The organism is Streptomyces sp. SM1 (assembly GCF_002910825.1).
Taxonomy (GTDB): domain Bacteria; phylum Actinomycetota; class Actinomycetes; order Streptomycetales; family Streptomycetaceae; genus Streptomyces; species Streptomyces okerensis.
The window spans coordinates 1-6,193 of record NZ_NEUB01000287.1 but is presented as its reverse complement, the minus strand read 5'-3'; the positions used below and the strand labels follow the sequence as shown (position 1 = coordinate 6,193).

Here is a 6,193-nt window from a genome sequence, read left to right as displayed (position 1 = left end):
CTTCACCGGTGTGATCCGACGGTCCCGGTCCCGGTCGCGGTCCCGGTGTGGGCCTGCCGCGGTCCGCCCCGGCTGAGGGCCGACGGCCGGGGCGACGGGACATGGGTCGTACGGGGCGGGAGGCGTCCGGAGGGCCGGGCCGTGCCCTGCCGCCGCGCGCGGAGCGAGGCTAGGGCAGTTCGAAACCCAGTGCCCGTGCCGCCCGTTCCGGCGTCGGCTGTGACCAGTACTCCGCCGCGGCCTGATGGGTGGACAGTGAACGCGGCTCGGCCCGGTCGAGGTACAGCGTGCCGTCGAGATGGTCCGTCTCGTGCTGGACGATCCGGGCGGGCCAGCCGGTGAACACCTCGTCCAGCGCCCGCCCGTGCTCGTCCTGCCCGGTCAGCCGCACCTGCGCGGCCCGCGCCACCACCGCCTGATATCCCGGCACGCTCAGGCACCCCTCGAAGAACGCGGCCCGCCCGGCGCCGACCGGCTCGTACACGGGATTGACCAGCACCCGGAACGGCTGCGGGACCCGCCCGCGCACCAGACGCACCTCCTCCGGAACCGGCGCCGGATCCTCGATCACCGCGATCCGCAGCCCCACCCCGACCTGCGGGGCGGCCAGTCCGACACCCGGCGCCGCGTGCATCGTGATGCGCAGCGCCTCGACGAACCGGGCCAGCAGAGCGGGATCCAGCTGGCCGTCGTACGGCTCACTGCCGCCGCGCAGGACCGGATCACCGGCCGCGACAATGGGCAACGGCCCCTCGACGGCGAGCAGTTGCTCGACCTGCTCGGCCAAGAGTGCGCGATTGTCCGGAATTTCCATACCGTCAGGATCGCACGGCCCGCGCGTGTGCCACAGATCACACGTCTCTCCCGGGAACTCGACGCCCGCCGCCCCGACTACTGCACCACCATGCCCGTCGATCAGACGTCCCCGGGAGAACCCCACCGATGACCACCGCTCCCTCGACCACCACGGACGAGGCCCCAACCCTCCCACTGCCGCACCCTCGAAGAGCGTGGGGGCCGCCCTGCGCCCCCTCGTGCTGCGCCTGCACTTCTACGCCGGTGTGGTGGTGGCGCCGTTCCTCCTCGTCGCCGCCCTCACCGGCCTGCTGTACGCCGCCTCCTTCCAGGCGGAGAAGATCGTCTACGACCATGAGCTGACCGTCCCCGTCGGCGAGCGCGAACTCCCCCTCTCCGAGCAGGTCGCCGCCGCCCGCGAGGACCACCCCGACGGCACGATCGCCGCCGTACGCCCCTCACCCGAGGCGGGCGCCACCACCAGGGTGATGCTGTCCGGCATACCGGGCGTGGACCCCGCCCACACCCTCGCCGTGTTCGTCGACCCCTACACCGCGGAGGTGCGCGGTGAGCTGGAACAGTACGGCTCCTCGGGCGCGTTGCCCCTGCGCACGTGGATCGACGAGTTCCACCGCGACCTCCACCTCGGCCAGACCGGCCGTCTCTACAGCGAGTTCGCGGCCAGCTGGCTGTGGGTGATCGCGGCAGCCGGACTGGTGCTCTGGTTCTCCCGGCGCCGCGCCCTGCGCACGGTGCGCCGCACCAGCGGACGGCGCCGCACTCTGGGCCTGCACGGCGGTGTGGGCGCCTGGGCGGCGACCGGTTTCCTCCTCCTCTCGGCGACCGGCATCACCTGGTCCACCTACGCCGGCGCCACCATCGGTGAACTGCGCACCTCGCTCGGGCAGGAGACCCCCGCGGTGTCGGCCGAGGCGGCCGGTGAACACGCGGGTCACGGCGCGGCCGGCGGTGCCCCGGGCGACGCGGCACACGGAGCCGGGCTGGACAAGGTGCTCGCGGCGGCACGGGCCGAGGGTCTGGGCGACCCGGTGGAGATCAAGCCGCCCGCCGACGAGAACTCCGCGTACGTCGTCCAGCAGATCCAGCGCAACTGGCCCGAGAAGCAGGACTCGGCCGCGGTCGACCCCGCCACCGGCGAGGTCACCGACGTCCTGCGGTTCGCCGACTACCCGGTCCTCGCGAAGCTCACCCGCTGGGGCATCGACCTGCACACCGGCAGTCTGTTCGGCCTGGCCAACCAGATCGGGCTGATGGTCCTCGCCCTCTCCCTGATCCTGCTGATCCTCTGGGGCTACCGCATGTGGTGGCAGCGGGGTCGCGGCTCCGCCTTCGGCCGGCCGGTCCCCCGGGGAGCATGGCAGCACGTGCCCCCGCAGGTCCTGGTCCCCCTGCTGGCGGCGGTCGCCGTACTGGGCTACTTCGTCCCGCTGTTCGGCATCCCGCTGGCGGCGTTCCTGGCCGTCGACATCATCCTCGGGGAGATCGCCCACCGGCGGGGACGCCGGACGCAGGGGGCCGGCACGGCGGTGCGATGACGCGAGCCCGTCGCACGGGTGCCCGGCTCCCCCAGTGGGGGAACCGGGCACCCTCCTGCGGTCTACTCCTCGTCGAACTCGCCGCCCAGCGCGGCGGCGATACGCAGATGCGGCTGGGCCTCGTCGTCACGCCCCTGCCGCTGGAGGGTGCGCCCGAGCATCAGCCGGGCGTAGTGCTCCACCGGGTCGCGCTCCACGATGACCTTCAACTCGGTCTCCGCGCGGCGCAGCTGGGCCGAGTGGTAGTAGGCGCGCGCCAGCAGCAGCCGCGGCCCGGTCTGCTCCGGCACCTCCTCGACCAGGGTGCCCAGGACGCGCGCGGCGGCGGTGTAGTCCCTGGCGTCGAAGAACATCCCGGCGCGCTCCCAGCGCTCGGCCGGCGTTCCGTGGTCGTAGTACATGGTGTCCACTCGTGGCCTCCTTCGACGCCGACAACGGAGCCGGGCGCCGCGGTATTCCGCTACCCGGCACCGTCGGCCGGGGCGGCCAGTTCCGCGTCGGCCCGCTCGGTGACCAGGGCGAGCACCCGCCCGGCGACGGCGAGGTCCGCCGCGGGGATGCCGGCGTAGATCCTCGCGGAGACTGTCCCCGTCTCGGCGGTGATCCCTTCCTGCGCCGCGCGTCCGGCTTCCGTGATCCGCACCGCGGACGGCTCGTGCGGGGCCAGCAGCCCCGAGCCGACCAGCCCGTCCACCGCACCGGAGGCGTCCGCCCCGGTGATCTTGAGCGAGCCGGTGACGTGCCCCACGAGCTCCGGGCGGCCGACCGGATGGCCGGCCGCGGCGACGAGGCGCAGGGCGACGGACTGCGCGAAGGTGATGCCGTACCGGGCCAGCACGCTTTCGAGGACCGCGCGGCCCGCGTAGTGGGCCAGGCCGATGACACGGCCGTCGACAGGGGTGGCGGTGGAGGTCATGGCTGCTCCGTCTCGTTCTGTGCGGTGGTCTCCGTCGATGGGTCGAGCGGTGTGCCGAGCAGCGTCGTCAGGTCGTCCACGAACGCGCGGGCGCGCGGGCCGTCGAGGCCGCCGAGGGGTTCCAGCAGTTGCCGCAGAAGCCCCCGCACGATCCCGATCGCCTGTCCGGTGACCTCCACGCCCCGCTCGGTGAGCGCCAGTTGCACGGCGCGCGGGTCGCGTGGATCGCGCGTGCGTTCCAGCAGGCCGGCGGTCTCCAGGGTGCGGGCGAGCTTCGACACGTAGAGCGGTTCGAGCCCGGTGTGGTCGGCGAGCCGGCGCTGGCTGGGCCGCTCCCCGGAGCGCCGCATCCCGTACAGCGTCGCGACGACGGAGTACTGGGCGTGCGTCAGCCCCAGGGGCGACACCGCCCGGTCGACCGCCACACGCCACTTCGTCGACAGCCGCCACACCAGGAATCCGGGCGTCGCGCCCTCGTACACCGCACCCATGGCAATACAGTACATGGCTACTGTAGCCATGGCTACTAGATGACTCACCCGATCTGGACTGAAAATCCAGACAATGGACTCCACGTCCAAGTAGGGTGGCTGAACAGAACAGCGGAGAAGACAGGAGGTGGGCCCATGGCCCCCGTGCGGGCGCGGGACGCCGAACGGGACGCGATTCTCGCGGCGCTGACGCCGGTCGTCGACGGGATCGCCGCGACGTTCGGGCCGATGGGAGAGGTGGTGCTGCACGACTACCGGCGCCCGGAGGGGTCCGTGGTAGCCGTGGCCGGGTCCGTGACCGGGCGGTCGGTGGGCGGGGCGATGAGCGAGATCGGCATGCGCATGCTGGCCCGCGGCGACGGCGCGGCGGACGAGCTCAACTACCTCACCCGGACCGGGAACGGCACACTCGTGAAGTCCTCCACGATGGTGCTGCGGGACTCCACGGGAGCGGTCTTCGGCGCCCTGTGCGTCAACGTCGACGTCACCGCCGTCGGCCGGGCCCACACCCTGCTCGGTGCGCTGGCCGGTCTCGGTACCGGTCCGGCTGAACCGCCGACGACCACCTTCGGCAACGACATCGACTCCGTGGTCGAAGCGATCGTCGACGCCCACCAGCTGCGGCAGCAGCGCGGCTGGGCACAGCTCGACCGCGAGGAACGCCTGGGGCTCTTCCGGGACCTGGACGCCCGCGGTGTCTTCGCCGTACGGCGCGCGGTCGAGCAGGTCGCCGGCCGGCTCGGTATCTCCCGCGCCTCCGCGTACAGCTACCTCTCGCAGTCCAGGACGACCACCGACCCCACTTCCGCCGGAGGCACCGCGTGACGACCACACCGCCGATCACCCTCGACGACGTCCGCTCGGCCGCCGAACGCCTCAAGGGCGTCGCGCACCGCACCCCCGTCCTGCGCTCCCGCACCCTGGACGCGCTCATCGGCGCCGAGGTCCACCTCAAGTGCGAGAACGTCCAGCGCGTCGGTGCCTTCAAGTTCCGCGGCGCCTACAACGCGGCCTCCCGGCTCGGCCCCGACCAGCTGTCCCGGGGCATCGCCGCCTACTCCTCGGGCAACCACGCCCAGGCCGTGGCCCTGGCCGCCCGGGAGCTGGGCACCACCGCCGTCATCGTCATGCCCGAGGACGCCCCGCCGTCGAAGCGGGCGGCCACCGAGGGGTACGGCGCCGAGATCGTCACCTATGACCGGTACACCGGCGACCGGGTCGCCCTCGCCGAGGCCCTGGCGGCCGAGCGGGGCCTGGCCCTCGTCCCGCCCTACGAGCATCCGCACGTCATGGCCGGGCAGGGCACGGCGGCCCTGGAACTCGTCGAGGAGGCGGGAGACCTGGACATGCTGCTCGCGCCGGTCGGAGGCGGTGGACTGATCGCCGGAAGCGCCACCGCCGTCAAGGGCCTGCGCCCCGCCACCCGGGTGATCGGCGTCGAACCGGAGGCCGGGGACGACACCAGAAGATCGCTGGAGCTGGGCCGCCGCGTCAGCATCCCGGTACCGCACACCATCGCCGACGGCCAGGCGCTGCACACCCCGGGCGAACTGACCTTCACCGTCAACCGGCGGCTCCTCGACGGCATCGTGCTGGTCGGCGACGACGAGATCAGGGACGCGATGCGGTTCGCCTTCGAGCGGCTGAAGACCGTTCTCGAACCGAGCGGGGCCACCGCGCTCGCCGCGCTGCTCACCGGCCGCGCGGGCCCGCTCCCTCGCCGCGTCGGCCTGATCCTGTCCGGGGGCAACATCGACGCCGGGCGGTTCGCGCGGCTCTGCGGTCCCGGCGGCTGACGGACCCGCCCGGCTCCTCACCCGAATGGCGGCCCCGAGCGGACAGGCGGACGATGAAGTGGTGGGGCCCGGCCCCGCCGGTGCCGTGAGGGGCGGACGGAGACCGGACCCGGTCGTGCAGGGTGACGACCGGAAGGGAGAAGGGCATGTTCGAGGTCAAGATGCTGGAGAAGCCCGACGAGCGGCGCGATTTCCCCAGGGGCCATCTCGAGGCCGTGCACATGACGGGACTGGACTTCGCCGTGGCCACCTTCGAACCGGGGTGGCGCTGGTCGGAGTCCGTTGGCCCCATCGCCGGCACGAGCAGCTGCCGGATTCACCACAACGGCTACGTGGTGCAGGGCCGCTTGCGTATCCGCATGGACGACGGCGCCGAGGGCGAGGTCGGCCCCGGCGACGTCTTCGTCTGCCCGCCGGGCCACGACGCGTGGGTCGTCGGGGACGACCAGGTCGTGGTCTACGACTTCGCGGGCGCGATGGCCCAGGAGTACGCGAAGGCGGACTGACCGTCAGGCCGGCCGGGTTTTCCCGCCCCCGGTCACCCGGAGGCGTATCCCCAGCGCGCTTCCGCGTCCGCGGCGGTGGCGGGAACGGCGGAATGCCGGCCGATGGCCCGACCTCGCGCGGTGTCCGCTGGAC

At 73.0% G+C, this 6,193-nt stretch carries 8 protein-coding genes; 4 read left to right on the top strand and 4 right to left on the bottom strand.

Translation table 11 applies throughout. The annotated features are described in order from the left end of the window. Nucleotides 1-169 precede the first annotated feature (169 nt). Nucleotides 170-814 carry a peptide deformylase gene (locus B9S61_RS06985; RefSeq protein ID WP_103541463.1) on the bottom strand — a complete coding sequence of 215 codons (645 nt, stop codon included), beginning with the start codon at nucleotides 812-814 and terminating at the stop codon, nucleotides 170-172. Nucleotides 815-1,010: 196 nt separating this feature from the next. Between B9S61_RS06985 and B9S61_RS06980 the strand changes: the two genes are divergently transcribed. After that, nucleotides 1,011-2,351 (top strand): PepSY domain-containing protein, encoded by a 1,341-nt coding sequence (locus B9S61_RS06980; protein ID WP_258039578.1) that lies wholly within the window; start codon nucleotides 1,011-1,013, stop codon nucleotides 2,349-2,351. A 62-nt stretch (nucleotides 2,352-2,413) separates the two neighbouring features. Here the strand turns inward: B9S61_RS06980 and B9S61_RS06975 are convergent, their stop codons facing one another. The 3 genes from B9S61_RS06975 to B9S61_RS06965 are packed head-to-tail and all read right to left on the bottom strand — an operon-like array spanning nucleotide 2,414 to nucleotide 3,758. After that, complete coding sequence (locus tag B9S61_RS06975; protein WP_103541461.1) at nucleotides 2,414-2,761, bottom strand: M48 family metallopeptidase; 348 nt, start codon at nucleotides 2,759-2,761, stop codon at nucleotides 2,414-2,416. A 50-nt stretch (nucleotides 2,762-2,811) separates the two neighbouring features. Continuing rightward, a complete protein-coding gene (locus B9S61_RS06970) occupies nucleotides 2,812-3,267 on the bottom strand; it encodes a MarR family winged helix-turn-helix transcriptional regulator (RefSeq protein ID WP_103541460.1) in 456 nt (151 codons plus the stop codon). Continuing rightward, the gene (locus B9S61_RS06965) at nucleotides 3,264-3,758 is read right to left on the bottom strand and encodes a MarR family winged helix-turn-helix transcriptional regulator (protein ID WP_103541459.1); all 495 of its coding nucleotides are present in this window, start codon (nucleotides 3,756-3,758) and stop codon (nucleotides 3,264-3,266) included. The genes B9S61_RS06970 and B9S61_RS06965 overlap by 4 nt, the downstream gene beginning before the upstream one ends. A gap of 135 nt (nucleotides 3,759-3,893) precedes the next feature. Between B9S61_RS06965 and B9S61_RS06960 the strand changes: the two genes are divergently transcribed. The 3 genes from B9S61_RS06960 to B9S61_RS06950 all read left to right on the top strand — a co-directional run bounded on the left by B9S61_RS06960 (nucleotide 3,894) and on the right by B9S61_RS06950 (nucleotide 6,060). After that, nucleotides 3,894-4,583, top strand: a complete 690-nt coding sequence (locus tag B9S61_RS06960) for a transcriptional regulator (RefSeq protein WP_103541458.1) — start codon at nucleotides 3,894-3,896, stop codon at nucleotides 4,581-4,583. Further along, the gene (locus B9S61_RS06955) at nucleotides 4,580-5,554 is read left to right on the top strand and encodes a pyridoxal-phosphate dependent enzyme (protein ID WP_103541457.1); all 975 of its coding nucleotides are present in this window, start codon (nucleotides 4,580-4,582) and stop codon (nucleotides 5,552-5,554) included. The genes B9S61_RS06960 and B9S61_RS06955 overlap by 4 nt, the downstream gene beginning before the upstream one ends. 146 nt (nucleotides 5,555-5,700) lie before the next feature. Beyond that, nucleotides 5,701-6,060: a cupin domain-containing protein gene (locus B9S61_RS06950; RefSeq protein ID WP_103541456.1), complete on the top strand. Its 360-nt coding sequence runs from the start codon at nucleotides 5,701-5,703 to the stop codon at nucleotides 6,058-6,060. The last annotated feature ends 133 nt before the right edge of the window (nucleotides 6,061-6,193 follow it).